Here is an 18,596-nt window from a genome sequence, read left to right as displayed (position 1 = left end):
TAAATCGCGCCGCTACCGTTGGTGCAAACTTACTTCAGGGTAATACTCTTCACAATCGCATCGGCATCGCTCTGCGCCTGCTGCTGATTGTCGGCGGGCAGGGTGATCTGCAGCGTCAGCAGTTTACCGTCCACCTTCGCCAGAATAACCGAGGACCAGGAGGTCTGGTTATTGGCGGAAATCACCGTATCCAGTTGCTGTGCCGGCTGGTCTTTCAGCGTCACCGCTTTGTTCGACACCACCTGCAGCTGCGGATCGCGGTTGCGCTGCTGCTGCTCCAGACGCTGAGCCAGCGCATCCAGTCCTTCACTGGTCGGATCGCCCGCAATCACGATAATTGCGCGCTGGCCGGTTTCATCGGCATACACGTGCATATTGGTGGATTCCGAACCCAGCTTGCCGCTCTTATCTGACATGCCTGCTGGCAGGCTGAAACTCAGCTTACCGTCCATCAGGTTTACTGTCTGTGCTGACTGACTGGCGCTGGCGCCGTTGCTGTTTGCCGCCGTGTCGTCTTTCTTCTGATCACACGCCGCCAGGCCTAACACCAGCAGGCCGATGCCCGCATATTTCACTAAGTTACGCATTCTTATCCCTTCGTAAGGTTTCCATCAGCCGTTATCAAAACGGAATCGGTGCTTAAAAGCAATCAGCGCTTTGTCAGGAAATCTTAGCGTGCCGTGGCGTTTCGTCTACGTTCAATTAGCCGAAATTCATCTGGCGCTGAGCCGAACGTTCCGCCAGACGCTTAAGTGCCGCATTGAGCAGAACACCATAAGCAGGCAGGAAGAAAACCATGCAGATCAGCACTTTGAAGCTGTAATCCACCAGTGCGATCTCCACCCAGTGGCTGGCCATGAACGGGTCCGGACTCTTATAAAAGGCGATAAAGAAGAAGGCCAGCGTATCGCTGATATTGCCGAGGAACATGGCACAGGCAGGCGCAATCCACCACTGCGGCAGTTTACGCAGGCGGTTGAACACGTGCACATCAAGAATCTGCCCCAGCGCATAGGCCATAAAGCTGGCGCAGGCGATACGCGCCACGAACAGATTGACCTCCTGCAGCGAGGCCCAGCCCTGCCACGCGCCCTGATAAAACACGCATGACACGATGTAGGAGATAAACAGCGCCGGAATCATCACCGCAAGGATAATGCGCCGTGCCAGCGGTGCGCCAAAAATACGCACGGTGAGATCGGTGGCGAGAAAAATAAACGGGAAGCTAAACGCACCCCAGGTGGTGTGGAAACCGAAAATCGCGACCGGCAGCTGCACCAGATAGTTACTGGAGGTAATCACCAGCAGGTGAAACAGCGATAGCCAGAATAGCGCATGCATGCGCTGACGAGCAGAGAAGTTGATCATAAAGGCCTTTTTTTAAAAATGGGGTGAGGGAACCCAATCCCCTTCATCGTTGGCATTTTTGCTGCGTTGGCCGCGCTTGCGTACCCCGGTCACTTACTTCAGTAAGCTCCCGGGGATACGCGCACTTGCCGCCTTGCAGAAAAGCCAACGATCTTGGGGATGTCTGGTATTGCTTAATAAAAAATCGGACGGCATCTTAGCGTGTTGCGCAACAAATGCAATGGTTAATTTTAGCGCAATCGTTCTCGCCTTGCGCGCGCGCTGTAGCGCGTTAGAATGAGCGCCCACCCTGAATAAAGACAGAGAATCATGAGCGATCCTTTTTCCGCTGCGGACCATACGCTTGATGCGCTTGGGCTGCGCTGCCCGGAGCCGGTGATGATGGTGCGCAAAACCGTGCGTACCATGCAGGCGGGCGAAACGTTGCTGATCATCGCCGACGATCCGGCGACCACGCGTGATATTCCCGGCTTCTGCCGCTTTATGGAGCATCAGCTGCTGGCACAGCAGACCGAGAGCCTGCCGTACCAGTATCTGATCCAGAAAGGCGCGGATGCCTGATCGCGGCATCCGCCCGCCTCAGCGCTGACGCAGCAGGCGCAGCGCGTTGGCGGTGACCAGCGCGGTGGCACCGGAATCGGCCAGCACCGCCAGCCACAGGCCGGTAAAGCCGAGCAGCGTGGTGACGAGGAAAATCGCCTTCAGCCCCAGCGCCAGCGCAATATTCTGACGGATAATGGCGCGCGTGCGGCGTGCCAGCTGCACGGTGCGCGGCAGAATCGCCAGGTTATTCTGCGTCAGAGCCGCATCGGCCGCTTCCAGCGCCACATCGGTGCCGCTGCCCATGGCAATCCCCAGCGTCGCGGCCTTCATGGCTGGCGCATCGTTGATGCCATCGCCGACCATCGCCAGCGGCTGTTGTTCGCCCAGTTCACGCACGGCGGCTACCTTATCCGCAGGCAACAGACCGGCGCGATAGCTGATGCCGAGTTCGGCGGCTATCGCGGCGGCGGCGCGCGGATTATCGCCGGTCAGCATCACGCTGCGAATTCCCAGCGCCTGCAGCGCCGCCAGCGCACTGCGCGCCTCCTCGCGCAGCAAATCCTGCAGCGCCAGCAGCCCGAGCGGCTGTGCTTCGCGCAACAGCACCACCACGGTTTTGCCCTGTGCCTCCAGCTGCGCAATCTGCTGCTGCTGCGTGTCACTCAGCGCCGCCGCATCACGCGGTGCCAGCAGTTGATGCATCACGCCGTCGATTTGTGCGCGAATGCCGCTGCCGGCCAGCGTTTGCTGATGCTGCGCCGGTGGAATCACCTGCTGCTGGCGCTGCGCTTCCGCGACTATCGCCCGCGCCAGCGGATGGCCGGAGCCCTGCTCGATAGCGGCCGCGAGGCTGAGCAGCTGTTGCTGTGTATCCGTGCCAAACGGCTGCACGTTGGTAACCTGCGGTTTACCGGCGGTCAGGGTGCCGGTTTTATCAAACGCCAGCGCCTGCACCCGGCTGAGGCGTTCGAGCGCCGCGCCGCCTTTAATCAGCGCGCCCTGGCGAGCCGCCGCCGCCAGGCCGGAAGTGATAGCGGCAGGCGTGGAGATCACCAGCGCGCACGGACAGCCAATAAGCAGCAGCGTCAGCCCTTTGTAGATCCACGGCAGCCAGGCGCCGAATCCGAGCAGCGGCGGCAGCACCATCACCAGCAGTGCCAGCAGCATGATGGCCGGCGTGTAGAGGCGGCTGAAGCGATCGATAAAACGCTCCACCGGCGCGCGGTGACTTTCAGCTTCTTCTATCAGCTGCAGAATGCGGTCGATAGCGCTGTGGCCCGGCTGTGAGGTCACGCGCAGCGTCACCAGCCGATCCACGCTGGTTGCGCCTGCCATCACGGCATCGCCCGGCTGATGGGCCACCGGTAGCGATTCGCCGGTCAGCGCGCTTTCATCAAAGCTGGCGCTGGCGTGCAGCAGCTCGGCATCGGCGGGCAGACGACCGCCTGCCGCCACTTCAATCACATCGCCGGGCTGGAGCGCCGCCAGTGCCACCTGCTCACGCTGTGTGCCATTGACGCGCGTGGCGGTGTCCGGACGCAGCGCCATCAGCGCGGTGACGCCACGGCGCGCCCGCGCGGCGGCATAGGCTTCCAGCCGTTCTCCCAGCTGGAACAGCAGCAGTACCATGGCAGCTTCGGCATGGGCGCCAATCACCAGCGCGCCTGCGGCGGCGAGAGTCATCAGGGTTTCAATGCTGAACGGCGAGCCGCTGCGTATGGCCTGCCAAGCGCTGCGGGCTACCGGCACCAGACCGACCAGCGTGGTAAGCACAAACAGGCGATCGCCCCACAGCGGCGTGAGCTGGCTCAGCAGCCAGCTGGCAATCATCAACAGCGTGAGCAGCATGAGCGAGGCATTATCGCGCCAGCGGCGCGCCGCCGGTGCGGGGCTCTCAGTGGATTTCAGGCTAAAGCCGGCGTGGTTAACGGCCTGTTCGACAGCAGGACGAATATCGCTGTGCGCCTCCACCAGCAGATTTTCACTGGCGAATATCACTCGCGCGCTGGCGACCTGCGGCAGCTTTTGCACGGCGGTTTCGATTTTGCGGGCGCAGCTCGGGCAGTCCATGCCGGCAATCTGCCAGCGGAACTGATAGGACGCGGATGCGCGCCTGTCGCTGTCGGCGTCGCCGCCGCCGGGACTGTCGTCATCGCTGGTGCAGCAGCCACAATCACTGGACGCGGCCACCGGCTGCGCGGCGGAAATCTTCAGGGATGCAGGCTGAACGCTGCGTACCGCGCACAGCGGTTTTGGCTGACGGTGTGATTTGCCACAGCGGCAAGAGTGGGCATGTTGATGCATGTGACCTCCGGTTGCAGAAGCGGGCCGATGCCCGCAGTCTGCATGCTACACTCTGGAGTGGACTCCAGAGTCAAGCGGTGAGGTCAATTTTTTCAGTACAGCCAAAGTGAACGCACAATCATGAAGTGACCGGCGAAGTAGCAGGCGGCAACGATGGCGCTGTCAGCGCTGAAGCGACGGCGATAGTGCGAGATAAACCACACGATGTTAGCCAGCAACAGCAGCACGGCACCCACCAGCAGCGAGAAACTGTAATCGGTCGGACGGAAGAAGTAATTTTCCGCCGCCATCCAGTTCATCACCAGCGTCATACCAATCAGCGTACAGATCGGCCAGCGCAGCGTATCCAGTTTTGACCAGATAATGGCGATCACGATGATACCAATCACCAGGAAGGTGAGCGGAATCGGCCAGAAGAAGCTCATGGTCATGTGCGCGGCAAAGCTGATGGTGTACAGCAGATGCGAAAGGAAAAAGGCGCCGAGCGCATACAGCATCTGCTGACGCGGCAGCAGGGTTAACGCATCGCCCACCAGCGTGGCGACCAGGCCAGCCAGAATCAGGTAGTCGGTGGTGTTAAGCGTGGGAGCCTGCCACGCCCAGGCAACCAGCAACAGCAGCGTAACGGGTTTGAACAGCCAGCGCTGCCACTGCGGGCCGCGGTAGGAGGCATCGACATACAGCCAACCGGAAAAAAGGACTGCAAGGAAAGACCAAAGCATTTTTTCTCCCTTTTGTGAACGTGTCGCCCACATTGATGAATTTTCCCAAAATCGCGATCTCAGTTTAAGTTACTGGCGGCAAATGTGACAATCGGGCAACTCTGGTTGTATGCTTTGGCGTCTTTTATCTGTTAACCCCCGACGTAAAGTGCGAGAGAAAACATGAGCAAACCACCGCTAATCTTTTTTATCGTCCTGGCTGTAATTGCCATCCTGGCAACCCGTCAGTTTATCAAGCAGCGCCGCGAAGCCGCGGTCAACGACGCTTCACCGGTGCGCTCAATGAGTGTGGAAGTGAAAACCAAGCGAGAGTTTCCGGCCCCCAATCGCCGTTCGCGTCAGCGCGAAGAGATTGTGGCGGAAGAGATGAAGTATGAAGCCTGGTTCCATCCGCTGAACGGCGCCGGTGATTTTAAGGTCAACGTCAGCGCCAGCGATTATCACCAGATGGACAAAGGCGTGAAGGGCGAGCTGAAAATGCAGGGCACGCGCTTTGTCAGCTTTACCCCGGCGCAATAGGCACTAAAGCGCACGGGGCTGAAGCCGCGCGCGCTGTCTTGAGTTACGACGGATAGTGCTTTTTCTGCCACGCCAGCAGTTCAAATACGCCAAAGAAGAAGATTTTCGCCTGCGTGGCGCGGCTCAGCTTTGGCGCTTCCTTCGGCTGCGTGGCACGCAGCAGCACCAACTGCAGGCCGTGCATCACCACCATAAAGAACAGCGCAACGTGGACAAAGTAGCGCAGCGGCGTCGGGAAGGGGTGCACCAGGTTAAGCAGCAGAAATGCCCAGACGCAAATCATCAGCAAACGTCCCAGATTAAGCCACATCATCGGTCTCCTGTTGGCGTTGATAGAGGCGATAGGCCACCTGACCGGCAATCTTCTCGCGATACAGATCCCAGTTAGCCGGGGCCAGCGGGGTGCCGTGTTCCACTTCGCTCTCAACATAAATCAGCGCGTGGGCGGCGAGCCAGCCATTGTTCTCCAGCAGCGTTAGTGTCTCCTGCAGCAGGCCTTTGCGGAACGGCGGATCAACAAACACCACGTCGAATGGCTCGCCAGGCTGGCTTAGCCACTGCAGCGTATTGGTCTGGACGACGCTGGCGTTACTGGCGCGCAGCGTGTGCAGGTTTTGCGTCAGCTGCTGCGCCACGTGACGTTCCAGTTCCAGCAGGGTTGCGGAGGCGGCATAGCGCGACAGCGCTTCTAAGCCCAGCGCGCCGCTGCCGGCATAGCAATCGAGGCAGCGCGCCTGCTGGATATCCGGCGCCAGCCAGTTGAATAGCGTTTCACGCACGCGATCGGTGGTCGGGCGCAGGCCGGCGCTGTCCGGCACCGGCAATTTGCGTCCGCGCCACTGTCCGCCAATCAGGCGAATCTGGCCTGCCGCGCCGCTGTTGCGGGGGGATTTACTCATTTCGCTCACAACTCGTCATAATTTGTTGCGTAGTTTAACGGGCGTAGCAGGCAGAAGAAACGTTAAAAAAGGGTGCTGTGGTGCGCTGGCAGGAAAGTGTTAGACTACTAAGTTGATAAAGCGGACGTAATTGCCTGATTTTTACGCCGCTCACGCGCGAAAAAGTGAATTTTTTATCCCCTGGGAACAGCGTGCTACCGGGAATAAGCCATCGAGGAGTGTGGTCACACAATGGCAAAAGAGAAAAAACGCGGCTTTTTTTCCTGGCTGGGCTTTGGCAAAGAAGAGCAGCAGCCAGCGGAAGAGCAGGCGCAGCAGCAGCCGACCGATCAACCGGCACCCGCCGCTGAAGAGAGCGCGTTAGCAAGCGCCGAAGCGCAGGCCGCCGAAACCGTGATCGTCACTGAACAGGTGGCAGAACAGCAGGCCGAATCGCCGGTTCACGCCGACGCTGAAACGCATCCCGTCGCGGAAGCAGAAACCGCAGCCGAATCCGACGCTAACGCTGATGACGCAGAAATCGCTGCCGTCAGCGCGATTGAAGAAGAGGTACTGCCGGAAGATCATCCGCAGCCGGAGCTGATGCCGGTTGAAGAGGAGCCGCAGGCTGAAGAACTGATTATTGAAGCACCGGTTTTATCTGAGGAGCCTCAGCCAGAGGACGCAGAGGACGCAGAGGACGCAGACGCACCGCTGAGCGATGAAGAGCTGGAAGCGCTGGCGTTAGCGGAAACCTATGCCGAAGACGCGGCAGAAGAGCGCGTGGCGACAGACACCGTGAGCGATCTGCCGCTGGCGGCCGCGCCGATTGTGGCCCAGGAGCAGGAGCGCCCCACCAAAGAGGGCTTCTTTGCCCGCCTGAAACGCAGCCTGGTCAAAACGCGTGAAAACCTCGGATCCGGCTTTATCAGCCTGTTCCGCGGCAAAAAAATCGATGACGAGCTGTTTGAAGAGCTGGAAGAGCAGCTGCTGATTGCCGATGTCGGCGTGGAAACCACGCGCCGCATTATCACCAGCCTGACGCAGCAGGCCAGCCGTAAGCAGCTGCGTGATGCCGAAGCGCTGTATGGTCTGCTGAAGGCTGAAATGGCCGGCATTCTGGAAAAGGTCGATGCTCCGCTGGACGTGGCGGGCAAAACACCGTTCGTTATCCTGATGGTCGGCGTTAACGGCGTGGGTAAAACCACCACCATCGGTAAGCTGGCGCGTCAGTATCAGGCGCAGGGCAAGTCCGTCATGCTGGCGGCGGGGGACACCTTCCGCGCGGCGGCGGTAGAGCAGCTGCAGGTCTGGGGCCAGCGCAACAATATCCCGGTGGTCGCGCAGCATACGGGCGCGGATTCCGCGTCGGTCATTTTTGACGCCATCCAGGCGGCGAAATCGCGCCACGTTGACGTGCTGATCGCCGATACCGCCGGCCGCCTGCAGAACAAAGCGCATCTGATGGAAGAGCTGAAGAAAATCACCCGCGTGATGAAGAAGCTGGACGAAGAGGCACCGCATGAGGTGATGCTGACGATTGACGCCAGCACCGGCCAGAACGCCATCAGCCAGGCGAAGCTGTTCCACGAAGCGGTCGGCCTGACCGGCATCACCCTGACCAAGCTCGACGGCACTGCAAAAGGTGGCGTGATCTTCTCGGTGGCCGATCAGTTTGGCATTCCGATTCGTTATATCGGTGTCGGGGAAGGCATCGAAGATTTACGGCCGTTTAAGGCCGCCGACTTTATTGAGGCACTGTTTGCCCGAGAGGAATAATTGGCATGATTCGCTTTGAAGAGGTCAGTAAGGCTTATCTGGGAGGACGCCAGGCGCTGCAGGGCGTGGATTTCCATTTGCGTCCCGGTGAGATGGCGTTTCTGACCGGCCACTCAGGCGCGGGGAAAAGTACCTTACTGAAGCTGATTTGTGGCATTGAGCGCCCGAGCGCCGGGCAAATCTGGTTCAGCGGTCACGATATTTCCCGGCTGCGTCACAGCGAAGTGCCTTTCCTGCGCCGCCAGATCGGCATGATTTTCCAGGATCACCATTTGCTGATGGATCGTTCGGTCTACGACAACGTAGCGATTCCGCTGATTATTTCCGGGGCCAGCGGCGAGGATATTCGCCGTCGCGTGTCGGCGGCGCTGGACAAAGTCGGCCTGCTCGACAAAGCAAAAAGTTATCCGATTCAGCTCTCTGGCGGTGAACAGCAGCGCGTCGGCATTGCCCGCGCGGTAGTGAATAAACCGGCGGTGCTGCTGGCGGATGAACCGACCGGTAACCTCGATAACGCGCTGTCAGAAGATATTTTGCGCCTGTTTGAAGAATTCAACCGCGTGGGCGTTACGGTACTGATGGCGACGCACGACATCGGGCTGATCGCACGCCGCAATTATCGCGTGATGACGCTTAATCAGGGACGTCTGCACGGAGGCCACGATGGTCAATAAACGTAACAAGCGTCCGGCTGCGCCGAAAGCGGCGAAGCAGCCGTCAAAGAGCAAAGCGCTGAAGGGCGGCTGGCAGGAGCAGTGGCGCTACGCGTGGCGCGGTACGCTGTCCGACATGTATCGTCAGCCGCTGGCGACGCTGCTGACGGTAATGGTGATCGCGATTTCGCTGACGCTGCCCAGCGTGTGCTACATGGTGTGGAAAAACGTCAGCCAGGCCGCCGCGCAGTGGTATCCGGCGCCGCAGCTGACGGTTTACCTCGACAAAGCGCTGGATGACACGGCGGCAGAGAACGTGACCGCCGAGCTGAAAAAGCTCGATGGCGTGGACAAGGTGAACTACCTGACGCGTGAAGAGGCGCAAAGCGAGTTCCGCAACTGGTCCGGCTTTGGTGGTGCGATGGATATGCTGGAGCAGAACCCGCTGCCGGCGGTGGCGATCATCACGCCGAAGCTGAACTTCCAGAACTCCGATACCATGGCCAATCTGCGCGATCGCGTGGCGAAAGTGCAGGGCGTGGATGAAGTGCGCATGGATGATAGCTGGTTTGCGCGTTTAGCCGCACTCACCGGGCTGGTGGGGCAGGTGGCGTCAATGATCGGCCTGCTGATGGTGGTGGCGGTGTTCCTGGTGATTGGCAACAGCGTGCGCCTGAGCATTTTTGCCCGGCGCGACACCATCAACGTGCAGAAGCTGATTGGCGCGACCGATGGCTTTATTCTGCGGCCTTTCCTCTACGGCGGCGCGCTGCTCGGTTTCAGCGGTGCGGTGCTGTCGCTGATTCTGTCGGAAGTACTGGTGCTGCGCCTGCAATCAGTGGTGGCGCAGGTCGCCTCGGTCTTCGGCACCAGCTTCGCGCTGGAGGGCTTTTCGTGGGATGAAGGTCTGCTACTGCTGTTAATCGCGGCCATCATCGGCTGGATTGCCGCGTGGCTGGCGACAGTGCAACATTTACGTCGTTTTACGCCGCAGTAACCCATAGCAACGATTTTTTGATATACTCTTCCTCTGCTGCCGACGACCTGGGAGCAGAGGATTTCTCCGATTTCCCCCGCCGTCATCTGTGTGTAAAATATTCACTGCTATAATTGAACTTGTGGATAACTTTGACGTCCAAGTAGCACAGATTGCTTTTGGTTTTCACGCGTCGTTGACATAATGTAACGGCTGCGCAGGGAAACGAGCAGCAAGTCCATTGAATTTGTGAGGGTTTGAATGACCAAAGAAATGCAAACTTTAGCGATTGCTCCTCTGGGCAACCTGGAATCTTACGTCCGGGCTGCTAACAACTGGCCGGTATTAACGGCAGAAGAGGAAAAAGCACTGGCTGAGCGGCTGCATTACCAGGGCGATCTGGATGCAGCTAAGACGCTGATCCTGTCTCACCTGCGCTTTGTTGTTCATATCGCTCGTAACTATTCCGGTTACGGCCTGCCGCAGGCGGACCTGATCCAGGAAGGTAACATCGGCCTGATGAAGGCGGTGCGTCGCTTCAACCCGGAAGTCGGGGTGCGTCTGGTGTCGTTTGCCGTACACTGGATCAAAGCGGAGATTCACGAGTACGTGCTGCGTAACTGGCGTATCGTGAAAGTTGCCACCACCAAAGCACAGCGCAAACTGTTCTTTAACCTGCGTAAAACCAAGCAGCGTCTCGGCTGGTTCAATCAGGATGAAGTCGAAATGGTGGCGCGCGAGCTGGGTGTCAGCAGCAAAGACGTGCTGGAAATGGAGTCGCGCATGGCGGCCCAGGATATGACTTTTGACATGTCATCTGATGACGATGCGGGCGAAGGCAAGCCGATGGCACCGGTGCTGTATCTGCAGGATAAAACCTCTGACTTTGCCGACGGCATTGAAGAGGATAACTGGGATGCGCACGCTGCTGACAAGCTGAGCGATGCAATGCTGAGCCTTGATGAGCGTAGCCAGCACATTATCCGCGCCCGCTGGCTGGATGATGACAACAAAACCACGCTGCAGGAGCTGGCCGACCAGTACGGTGTGTCTGCCGAGCGCGTGCGTCAGCTGGAAAAGAACGCCATGAAGAAACTGCGTATGGCGATTGAAGCCTGATTAACGGCTGACAGATAAATGGGGCGACCAGCGGGTCGCCCTTTTTTATGCGCGCAATAACCTGCGATGACTTATGACCTGTGCGGATTACAGCACGGTCGCCATGAATGGCGACCCTACAGGACACGCATGCATAGGCATCGTTAATCACGATCCCACGCAATCTGTACACTCGTTCGCAATCCCCGTAGGGGGCGCAATCATGCGCACCGCTCTGCACAGCGTAAATTCGCCGCTCAACGCACCCATCCGTCGCTCTGCGCGCGGAAACCACACGCCTGCATAAACGCCGCGCGTACGCGCTGATCGTCTTCGCCGTCATCGGCAACCCACCAGTGATCCAGCGCGCTGTTCTGCGCTATCGTCTCTTCCAGCAGATACTGCCCTACGCCGCGCCGCCGCGTGACTTCACGCACTTCCAGCTGAGTAATCTTGCCCAGCGTGCCGCGAATCTCCAGCCGCAGCGCGCCGAGCAGGCGATCGTTAAAGCGCGCTGCATACAGCCGCTGCGCTTCACTGAGGCTGGCTTCCAGCTGCGCGATATCCTGCTGCGGCCAGACTTTGGCTAAATCCAGTCGATCCTGCGGTGTCAGCGTGCTGATGCGCTGAATAGTGAGCTTCATAACCCTTACCTGTACTGGCAGAAAGGCCTTAGTGTAGCGAATTTAGACAGTCAGAGCGCTGTCACTTTTTTGCGATGAAAAGAGGTCAAATGCCAGCCACTTTGCCAGGATTGTGGAGTAAGCCAGCATCGATCGCTGAAAAAGCCAGCATAACGCGCTGGCCTGGTGGTGAAAAACCGGCCATAAAAACCAGAGTAATCTGCTGTTCCCGTCAGCTTTTACTGAATATGTCAGTTGATTTACAGAAGAAAGTTCCTGTTTAATAACCTGAAAAATAAAGCCTTCTTAACAAAAAATGCCAGAAAAGAGCGCTAACTCATTATTCTCAAATCAGTTTTGCTCTTTGACTGGCAGATAAATAACCAATCACAACAGACACGACACAACAGATGGGGAAGTTCGCATGAAAATGAGTAAAGGACGCGCATTACTGGCGGGTTGCGTAGCGCTGGCGATGAGCCATGCGGTACTGGCGAAAGACATCAAAATTGCGATTGTCGGTGCGGCAACCGGCCCGGTGGCGCAGTACGGTGACATGCAGTTCACCGGTGCGGCCCAGGCGATCAAGGACATCAACGCCAAAGGCGGCGTAAACGGCGACAAGCTGGTCGGCGTAGAATATGACGACGCCTGCGACCCGAAACAGGCGGTTGCGGTGGCCAACAAAGTGGTCAATGACGGCATCAAATACGTTATCGGCCACCTGTGCTCCTCCTCCACTCAGCCAGCATCAGACATTTATAACGATGAAGGCATTCTGATGATCACCCCGGCGGCTACCGCGCCTGAACTGACCGCGCGCGGCTATGCCGACGTGATGCGTACCACCGGTCTGGATTCCGATCAGGGCCCGACCGCTGCCAACTACATCCTCGATCAGATCAAACCAAAACGTATTGCCGTGGTACATGACAAGCAGCAGTACGGTCAGGGCCTGGCGGAATCCGTGCAGAAAACCCTGAAGGCCAAAGGCGGCAACGTAGTGCTGTTCGAAGGGATCACCGCGGGCGATAAAGACTTCTCCACGCTGATCGCGCGCCTGAAGAAAGAGAACGTCGACTTCGTTTACTACGGCGGTTACTACCCGGAACTGGGCCAGATTCTGCGTCAGGCCAAAACCGCCGGTCTGAAAGCCGGCTTTATGGGACCAGAAGGGGTCGGCAACGCTTCCCTGTCTAACATCGCGGGTGACGCCTCTGAAGGCCTGTACGTGACGCTGCCGAAGCGCTACGACCAGCTGCCAGACAACAAAGCGATTGTGGACGCGATCAAAGCCAACAGCGCATCAAACCGCAAAGATCCAACCGGCCCGTTCGTCTGGACCACCTATGCGGCTATTCAGTCACTGGTGGCGGGCATTGAGCGCAGCAAAAGCGATGAGCCTGATGCGATTGCTAAAAACCTGAAAGAGGGTGCGCCGGTGCCCACCGTGATGGGTAACCTGAGCTGGGACCAGAAGGGCGATCTGAAGGGCTTCGAATTTGGCGTCTTCAAATGGCACAAAGACGGTTCTTCTACCGCAGTTAAGTAAGCACGCTCCTGAATTGTCCCTCTCCTGATGGGCGAGGGCAGGGTGCGGCACCGCGCGCACGCGCTGAATGAGGCGCTGCGACGCGGTGCTCTCACCCTAACCCGGTGCCGAACGCACCGGGGATTTCCCGTTTACATGCAGGTCCTCACTATGTCCGAGCAGTTTCTCTATTTCATTCAGCAGATGTTCAACGGGGTCACCCTCGGGAGCACCTACGCGCTGATCGCCATCGGTTACACCATGGTTTACGGCATCATCGGCATGATCAACTTCGCCCACGGCGAGGTGTACATGATCGGCAGCTATGTCTCCTTTATCGTGATTGCCGCCCTGATGATGATGGGTATCGACACCTCGTGGCTGATGATTGCCGCCGGGTTCGTGATGGCGGTGATTATCTCCAGCGCGTATGGCTGGAGTATTGAGCGCGTGGCGTATAAGCCGGTGCGCTCCTCCAAACGCCTGATCGCGCTGATCTCGGCGATTGGTATGTCGATCTTTCTGCAGAACTACGTCAGCCTGACGCAGGGCTCGCGCGATCTGGCGCTGCCCAGCCTGATCACCGGCCAGTGGACGCTGGGTGAGAGCAACGGCTTTGCCGCCACGCTCACCACCATGCAGCTGGTTATCTGGGTCGTCACCTTCCTCGCGATGCTGGCGCTGACGCTGTTCATCCGCTATTCGCGCATGGGCCGCGCCTGCCGCGCCTGCGCTGAAGATCTGAAAATGGCCAGCCTGCTGGGCATTAACACTGACCGCGTGATCTCGCTGACCTTTGTGATCGGCGCAGCGATGGCGGCCGTGGCTGGCGTGCTGCTGGGGCAGTTTTACGGCTCCATCAACCCGTTCATCGGCTTTATGGCTGGCATGAAAGCCTTTACCGCGGCGGTACTGGGCGGCATCGGCAGCATTCCGGGCGCAATGATTGGCGGCCTGGTGCTGGGCATTGCGGAAGCGCTGACGTCAGCCTATCTGTCGACCGAATATAAAGACGTGGTGTCGTTCGCGCTGCTGATCGTGGTGCTGCTGGTGATGCCAACCGGTATCCTGGGCCGTCCGGAGGTAGAGAAAGTATGAAACGCCTCGGTCTGGTTAACGCCGTGGTCTCCACGGTGATGCTGCTGGTGCTCGCCAGCTTCTTTATGGGTATGCGCCTCGATCTCGACGGCACCAAACTGGTGGTGGCGAATGCGGGCGCCGTGCGCTGGAACTGGATCTTCCTCGGCTGCGCAGTGGTGTTTGTGTTCCAGCTGCTGCGACCGCTGCTGCAGGGCAAGTTCAAACGCAGTGGCAAAGGGCTGGTGCTGCCGGGTTTTGACGGTTCGACACCAAAACAAAAGCTGCTGATGCTGCTGGTGATTGTTGCTGCCGTCGCCTGGCCCTTCTTTGTATCGCGCGGCAGCGTGGATATCGCCACCCTGACGCTGATCTACGTGATGCTCGGCCTCGGCCTGAATGTGGTAGTGGGCCTGTCCGGCCTGCTGGTGCTGGGCTACGGCGGCTTTTACGCCATCGGTGCTTACACCTTTGCGCTGCTGAATCACTATTACGGCTTTGGCTTCTGGGAAAGTCTGCCGCTGGCCGGCATTGTTGCCGGTGCCTTTGGCCTGCTGCTGGGCTTCCCGGTGCTGCGGCTGCGCGGTGACTATCTGGCGATTGTGACGCTCGGCTTTGGTGAGATCGTGCGTATTCTGCTGCTGAACAGCACATCAATCACTGGCGGTCCCAACGGAATCGCGCAGATTCCCAAGCCGAGCCTGTTTGGTATTGAATTTGGCCGGCGCGTCAGTGAAGGCGGCTGGACCACCTTCCACGATCTGACGGGCCTGGCGTACGATCCCAATCACCGCGTGATTTTCCTTTATCTGGTGGCGCTGCTGCTGGTGGTGCTGACGCTGTTCGTCATCAATCGTCTGCTGCGCATGCCGCTGGGGCGTGCGTGGGAAGCGCTGCGTGAAGATGAGATCGCCTGCCGTTCGCTCGGTCTCAGCCCAACGCGCATCAAGCTGACGGCCTTTACCATCAGCGCGGTGTTCGCCGGTTTCGCCGGTACGCTGTTTGCCGCGCGTCAGGGCTTTGTCAGCCCGGAATCTTTTACCTTTGTCGAGTCCGCGTTTGTGCTGGCGATTGTGGTGCTGGGCGGCATGGGTTCGCAGCTGGCGGTGATCCTGGCCGCGATTCTGCTGGTGGTGTCGCGCGAGCTGATGCGTGATTTGAACGAGTACAGCATGCTGGTGCTCGGTGGGTTGATGGTGCTGATGATGATCTGGCGTCCGCAGGGGCTGCTGCCGATGAAGCGTCCGCACCTGAAGCTGAAACAGGCAAAACAAGGAGAGCAGGCATGAGTCAGCCTTTATTAGCCGTTGAAGGCCTGATGATGCGCTTCGGCGGCCTGCTGGCCGTCAACAACGTGGCGCTGGAACTGCATCCGCAGGAGATCGTCTCGCTGATTGGCCCGAACGGGGCGGGGAAAACCACGGTATTCAACTGCCTGACCGGTTTCTATAAGCCAACGGGCGGCACCATCAAACTGCGCGATCAGCCATTGCAGGGCCTGCCGGGGCAGAAGATTGCGCGCATGGGCGTGGTGCGAACTTTCCAGCACGTGCGCCTGTTCCGTGAGATGACGGTGATTGAAAACCTGCTGGTGGCACAGCATCAGCACCTGAAAAGCGGCGTGTTCTCCGGGCTGTTTAAAACCCCGGCGTTCCGGCGCGGCGAGAGCGAAGCGCTGGACCGCGCGGCTAGCTGGCTGGAGCGCATTGGCCTGCTGGAGCTGGCTAACCGCCAGGCCGGCAATCTGGCTTACGGCCAGCAGCGCCGGCTGGAGATCGCCCGCTGCATGGTGACGCGTCCGGAAATCCTGATGCTCGACGAACCGGCCGCCGGCCTCAACCCGCGCGAAACGCACGAGCTGGATGAGCTGATCGCTGAACTGCGCGGCGAACACAAGGTGACGGTGTTGCTGATTGAACACGATATGAAACTGGTGATGGGCATTTCTGACCGTATTTATGTGGTGAATCAGGGAACGCCGCTGGCCAACGGTACGCCGGAAGAAGTGCGTAACAACCCGGATGTGATCCGTGCTTATTTAGGTGAGGCGTAACATGGCGAACCCGATTTTAACTTTACAGGGCGTCAGTGCGCACTATGGCCCGATCCAGGCACTGCACAACATTAATCTGCACATCAGTCAGGGCGAAATCGTGACGCTGATTGGCGCTAACGGCGCGGGTAAAACCACGCTGCTCGGTACGCTGTGTGGCGAACCGCGTGCCACCAGCGGCATCATCACCTTTGATGGTAAAACCATTACCGACTGGCAGACGGCAAAAATCATGCGTGAAGCGATTGCCATCGTGCCGGAAGGCCGGCGCGTGTTTTCGCGCATGACGGTGGAAGAGAATCTGGCGATGGGCGGTTTCTTCGCGACGCGTCAGCAGTATCAGGAGCGCATTGAGCGCGTTTATCAGCTGTTCCCCCGGCTGGCGGAGCGCAAAGTGCAGCGCGCCGGCACTATGTCCGGCGGTGAGCAGCAGATGCTGGCGATTGGCCGCGCGCTCATGAGCCAGCCGCGCCTGCTGCTGCTGGACGAGCCGTCGCTGGGTCTGGCGCCGATCATTATCCAGCAGATTTTCGACACCATCGAACAGCTGCGTAAAGAGGGCATGACCATCTTCCTCGTCGAGCAGAACGCCAACCAGGCGCTGAAGCTGGCCGATCGCGGCTACGTGCTGGAGAACGGTCACGTGGTGCTGGAGGATAGCGGTGAAGCGTTGTTATCCAATGAAGCGGTGCGAAGCGCGTATTTAGGCGCCTGACCTGGCTTTGGTCATGACGTTGGTGCGGTGATTTGCCCTCACCCTAACCCTCTCCCGCACGCGGGAGAGGGAACCGTACGGCAGCGTTATTCAGGCCAGGTTGCTATCCTGGCATCCTCCCGGACTTCTCTCGCCCTGCAGAAGAAGGCATCAGCGCACCGCCTTTTATCCCCCTCTCCCCGTGGGAGAGGACCGGGGTGAGGGCATCAGCGCGCACGGCCTTTCATCTCCCTCTCCCTGTGGGAGAGGGCCGGGGTGAGGGCATCAGCGCGCACTAACCCCGTCATATTCCCGTCATAATCCTGTTATTTTTCCGTCATTTCCTCGTGTCATGTTACTTCGCGAACAAAAAATGCGTGATATCGCGCGCGCCACAAGCACAGGAAACCCTTATGTCCGCTTTTACGCTTCGTCCCCGCCTGATGAGTCTGCTGCTCGGTCTGGCGATCAGCGGTAATGCGCTGGCTGCTACCGAAATCCCTTTCTGGCACTCAATGGAAGGTGAGTTAGGCAAAGAAGTCGATTCTCTGGCACAGCGTTTTAACCAGGCTCACCCGGATTACAAAATCGTTCCGACCTATAAAGGCAACTACGAGCAGAGCCTGGCCGCGGGTATCGCTGCGGTGCGCAGCGGTAAGGCACCGGCCATTCTGCAGGTTTACGAAGTGGGCACCGCCACCATGATGGCCTCTAAAGCCATCGTGCCGGTGCATGAAGTGTTTAAAGACGCCGGCGTGCCGATGGACCCGAAACAGTTTGTTCCTGCCGTTGCCGGTTACTACAGCGACAGCAACGGCCAGCTGATCTCACAGCCGTTTAACAGCTCCACGCCGGTGCTGTACTACAACAAAGACGCGTTCAAAAAAGCCGGTCTTAACCCGGATCAGCCACCGAAAACCTGGCAGGCGCTGGCACAGGATGCCGCCGCGCTGCGTAAAGCCGGCATGAGCTGCGGCTATGCCAGCGGCTGGCAGGGCTGGATTCAGATCGAAAACTTCAGCGCCTGGCATGGCCTGCCGGTTGCCACCAAAAACAACGGCTTTGACGGTACCGACGCGGTGCTGGAGTTCAACAAACCCGTGCAGGTGCGCCACATCCAGCTGCTGGAAGAGATGAATAAGAAAGGTGATTTCACCTACTTTGGCCGTAAAGACGAGTCGACGTCCAAGTTCTATAACGGCGACTGCGGTATCACCACCGCCTCATCCGGTTCGCTGGCCGACATTAAGCATTACGCCAAATTCAACTTTGGCGTGGGCATGATGCCGTACGATGACACCGTGCCGAACGCACCGCAGAACGCCATTATCGGTGGCGCCAGCCTGTGGGTGATGAAAGGCAAAGATGCAGCGACTTATAAAGGTGCGGCGGAGTTCATGAAGTTCCTCGCCCAGCCGGATATCGCGGCAGAATGGCACCAGAAAACCGGTTATCTGCCGATCACCACCGCGGCTTATGAGCTGACCAAACAGCAGGGCTTCTATGACAAAAACCCGGGCGCGGACATCGCCACGCGGCAGATGCTGAATAAAGATCCGCTGCCGTTCACCAAAGGTATGCGTCTGGGCAACATGCCGCAGATTCGTACCATCGTCGACGAAGAGCTGGAAGGCGTGTGGACTGGCAAACAGTCGCCACAGGCAGCGCTGGACAACGCGGTGAAACGCGGCAACGAACTGCTGCGTCGCTTTGAACAGCAAGTGAAGTAACTCCGTAATGGCGGGATGGACGGTAAGTCCGTCCCGCTGTCTCTTTCT

Annotated in this window: 19 protein-coding genes; 12 read left to right on the top strand and 7 right to left on the bottom strand. The window is 58.7% G+C overall.

What is annotated here, in order from left to right:
- Nucleotides 1-29 precede the first annotated feature (29 nt).
- Nucleotides 30-587: a DcrB family lipoprotein gene (locus E7738_RS12540; RefSeq protein ID WP_021508019.1), complete on the bottom strand. Its 558-nt coding sequence runs from the start codon at nucleotides 585-587 to the stop codon at nucleotides 30-32.
- Nucleotides 588-702: 115 nt separating this feature from the next.
- Nucleotides 703-1,368 carry a 7-cyano-7-deazaguanine/7-aminomethyl-7-deazaguanine transporter gene (locus E7738_RS12535; protein WP_021508018.1) on the bottom strand — a complete coding sequence of 222 codons (666 nt, stop codon included), beginning with the start codon at nucleotides 1,366-1,368 and terminating at the stop codon, nucleotides 703-705.
- A gap of 309 nt (nucleotides 1,369-1,677) precedes the next feature.
- On the opposite strand from E7738_RS12535, the gene tusA reads away from it, so the two are divergent.
- Nucleotides 1,678-1,929: a sulfurtransferase TusA gene (gene tusA / locus E7738_RS12530; RefSeq protein WP_021508017.1), complete on the top strand. Its 252-nt coding sequence runs from the start codon at nucleotides 1,678-1,680 to the stop codon at nucleotides 1,927-1,929.
- A gap of 18 nt (nucleotides 1,930-1,947) precedes the next feature.
- Here tusA and E7738_RS12525 read toward each other — a convergent pair whose 3' ends face one another.
- Together E7738_RS12525 and E7738_RS12520 are read right to left on the bottom strand one after the other, a co-directional pair.
- On the bottom strand, nucleotides 1,948-4,215 hold the full coding sequence (locus tag E7738_RS12525; protein WP_262256562.1) for a zinc/cadmium/mercury/lead-transporting ATPase: 2,268 nt from the start codon (nucleotides 4,213-4,215) through the stop codon (nucleotides 1,948-1,950).
- Between the two features lie 92 nt (nucleotides 4,216-4,307).
- Nucleotides 4,308-4,937, bottom strand: coding sequence for a lysoplasmalogenase (locus E7738_RS12520; RefSeq protein ID WP_021508015.1), 630 nt, complete (start codon nucleotides 4,935-4,937; stop codon nucleotides 4,308-4,310).
- A 162-nt stretch (nucleotides 4,938-5,099) separates the two neighbouring features.
- On the opposite strand from E7738_RS12520, the gene E7738_RS12515 reads away from it, so the two are divergent.
- Nucleotides 5,100-5,456, top strand: a complete 357-nt coding sequence (locus E7738_RS12515) for a DUF2500 domain-containing protein (protein WP_021508014.1) — start codon at nucleotides 5,100-5,102, stop codon at nucleotides 5,454-5,456.
- Nucleotides 5,457-5,499: 43 nt separating this feature from the next.
- Here the strand turns inward: E7738_RS12515 and E7738_RS12510 are convergent, their stop codons facing one another.
- Both E7738_RS12510 and rsmD read right to left on the bottom strand, forming a co-directional pair.
- Nucleotides 5,500-5,766: a DUF1145 family protein gene (locus tag E7738_RS12510; RefSeq protein ID WP_021313674.1), complete on the bottom strand. Its 267-nt coding sequence runs from the start codon at nucleotides 5,764-5,766 to the stop codon at nucleotides 5,500-5,502.
- Nucleotides 5,756-6,355, bottom strand: a complete 600-nt coding sequence (gene rsmD / locus E7738_RS12505; protein ID WP_059009888.1) for a 16S rRNA (guanine(966)-N(2))-methyltransferase — start codon at nucleotides 6,353-6,355, stop codon at nucleotides 5,756-5,758. The genes E7738_RS12510 and rsmD overlap by 11 nt, the downstream gene beginning before the upstream one ends.
- Before the next feature lie 231 nt (nucleotides 6,356-6,586).
- On the opposite strand from rsmD, the gene ftsY reads away from it, so the two are divergent.
- From ftsY to rpoH, 4 genes are all read left to right on the top strand, one after another.
- A complete protein-coding gene (gene ftsY, locus E7738_RS12500; RefSeq protein ID WP_059009890.1) occupies nucleotides 6,587-8,113 on the top strand; it encodes a signal recognition particle-docking protein FtsY in 1,527 nt (508 codons plus the stop codon).
- A gap of 5 nt (nucleotides 8,114-8,118) precedes the next feature.
- Nucleotides 8,119-8,787 carry a cell division ATP-binding protein FtsE gene (ftsE, locus tag E7738_RS12495; protein ID WP_021508011.1) on the top strand — a complete coding sequence of 223 codons (669 nt, stop codon included), beginning with the start codon at nucleotides 8,119-8,121 and terminating at the stop codon, nucleotides 8,785-8,787.
- A complete protein-coding gene (gene ftsX / locus E7738_RS12490) occupies nucleotides 8,777-9,763 on the top strand; it encodes a permease-like cell division protein FtsX (protein WP_058770000.1) in 987 nt (328 codons plus the stop codon). The genes ftsE and ftsX overlap by 11 nt, the downstream gene beginning before the upstream one ends.
- A gap of 240 nt (nucleotides 9,764-10,003) precedes the next feature.
- Nucleotides 10,004-10,861 (top strand): RNA polymerase sigma factor RpoH, encoded by an 858-nt coding sequence (rpoH, locus tag E7738_RS12485; RefSeq protein WP_021508009.1) that lies wholly within the window; start codon nucleotides 10,004-10,006, stop codon nucleotides 10,859-10,861.
- Between the two features lie 236 nt (nucleotides 10,862-11,097).
- Here the strand turns inward: rpoH and panM are convergent, their stop codons facing one another.
- Nucleotides 11,098-11,484: an aspartate 1-decarboxylase autocleavage activator PanM gene (gene panM / locus E7738_RS12480; RefSeq protein WP_021508008.1), complete on the bottom strand. Its 387-nt coding sequence runs from the start codon at nucleotides 11,482-11,484 to the stop codon at nucleotides 11,098-11,100.
- Nucleotides 11,485-11,887: 403 nt separating this feature from the next.
- Between panM and E7738_RS12475 the strand changes: the two genes are divergently transcribed.
- The 6 genes from E7738_RS12475 to ugpB all read left to right on the top strand — a co-directional run bounded on the left by E7738_RS12475 (nucleotide 11,888) and on the right by ugpB (nucleotide 18,548).
- Nucleotides 11,888-13,015: a branched-chain amino acid ABC transporter substrate-binding protein gene (locus E7738_RS12475; RefSeq protein WP_021508007.1), complete on the top strand. Its 1,128-nt coding sequence runs from the start codon at nucleotides 11,888-11,890 to the stop codon at nucleotides 13,013-13,015.
- A 150-nt stretch (nucleotides 13,016-13,165) separates the two neighbouring features.
- Nucleotides 13,166-14,092 carry a high-affinity branched-chain amino acid ABC transporter permease LivH gene (gene livH / locus E7738_RS12470; RefSeq protein ID WP_010615899.1) on the top strand — a complete coding sequence of 309 codons (927 nt, stop codon included), beginning with the start codon at nucleotides 13,166-13,168 and terminating at the stop codon, nucleotides 14,090-14,092.
- Nucleotides 14,089-15,360, top strand: coding sequence for a high-affinity branched-chain amino acid ABC transporter permease LivM (locus E7738_RS12465; RefSeq protein ID WP_059009892.1), 1,272 nt, complete (start codon nucleotides 14,089-14,091; stop codon nucleotides 15,358-15,360). Before livH ends, E7738_RS12465 begins: the two co-directional genes overlap by 4 nt.
- On the top strand, nucleotides 15,357-16,124 hold the full coding sequence (gene livG, locus E7738_RS12460) for a high-affinity branched-chain amino acid ABC transporter ATP-binding protein LivG (protein ID WP_021508005.1): 768 nt from the start codon (nucleotides 15,357-15,359) through the stop codon (nucleotides 16,122-16,124). The genes E7738_RS12465 and livG overlap by 4 nt, the downstream gene beginning before the upstream one ends.
- Nucleotide 16,125: 1 nt before the next feature.
- The gene (gene livF, locus E7738_RS12455; protein ID WP_394515681.1) at nucleotides 16,126-16,839 is read left to right on the top strand and encodes a high-affinity branched-chain amino acid ABC transporter ATP-binding protein LivF; all 714 of its coding nucleotides are present in this window, start codon (nucleotides 16,126-16,128) and stop codon (nucleotides 16,837-16,839) included.
- Nucleotides 16,840-17,231: 392 nt separating this feature from the next.
- Nucleotides 17,232-18,548, top strand: coding sequence for a sn-glycerol-3-phosphate ABC transporter substrate-binding protein UgpB (ugpB, locus tag E7738_RS12450; protein WP_058757579.1), 1,317 nt, complete (start codon nucleotides 17,232-17,234; stop codon nucleotides 18,546-18,548).
- Nucleotides 18,549-18,596: the final 48 nt, after the last annotated feature.

The sequence above is a fragment of the Pantoea sp. SGAir0430 genome, from assembly GCF_043549295.1.
The sequence above is the reverse complement of the archived record's forward strand: the minus strand, read 5'-3'. Positions and strand labels throughout refer to the sequence as shown.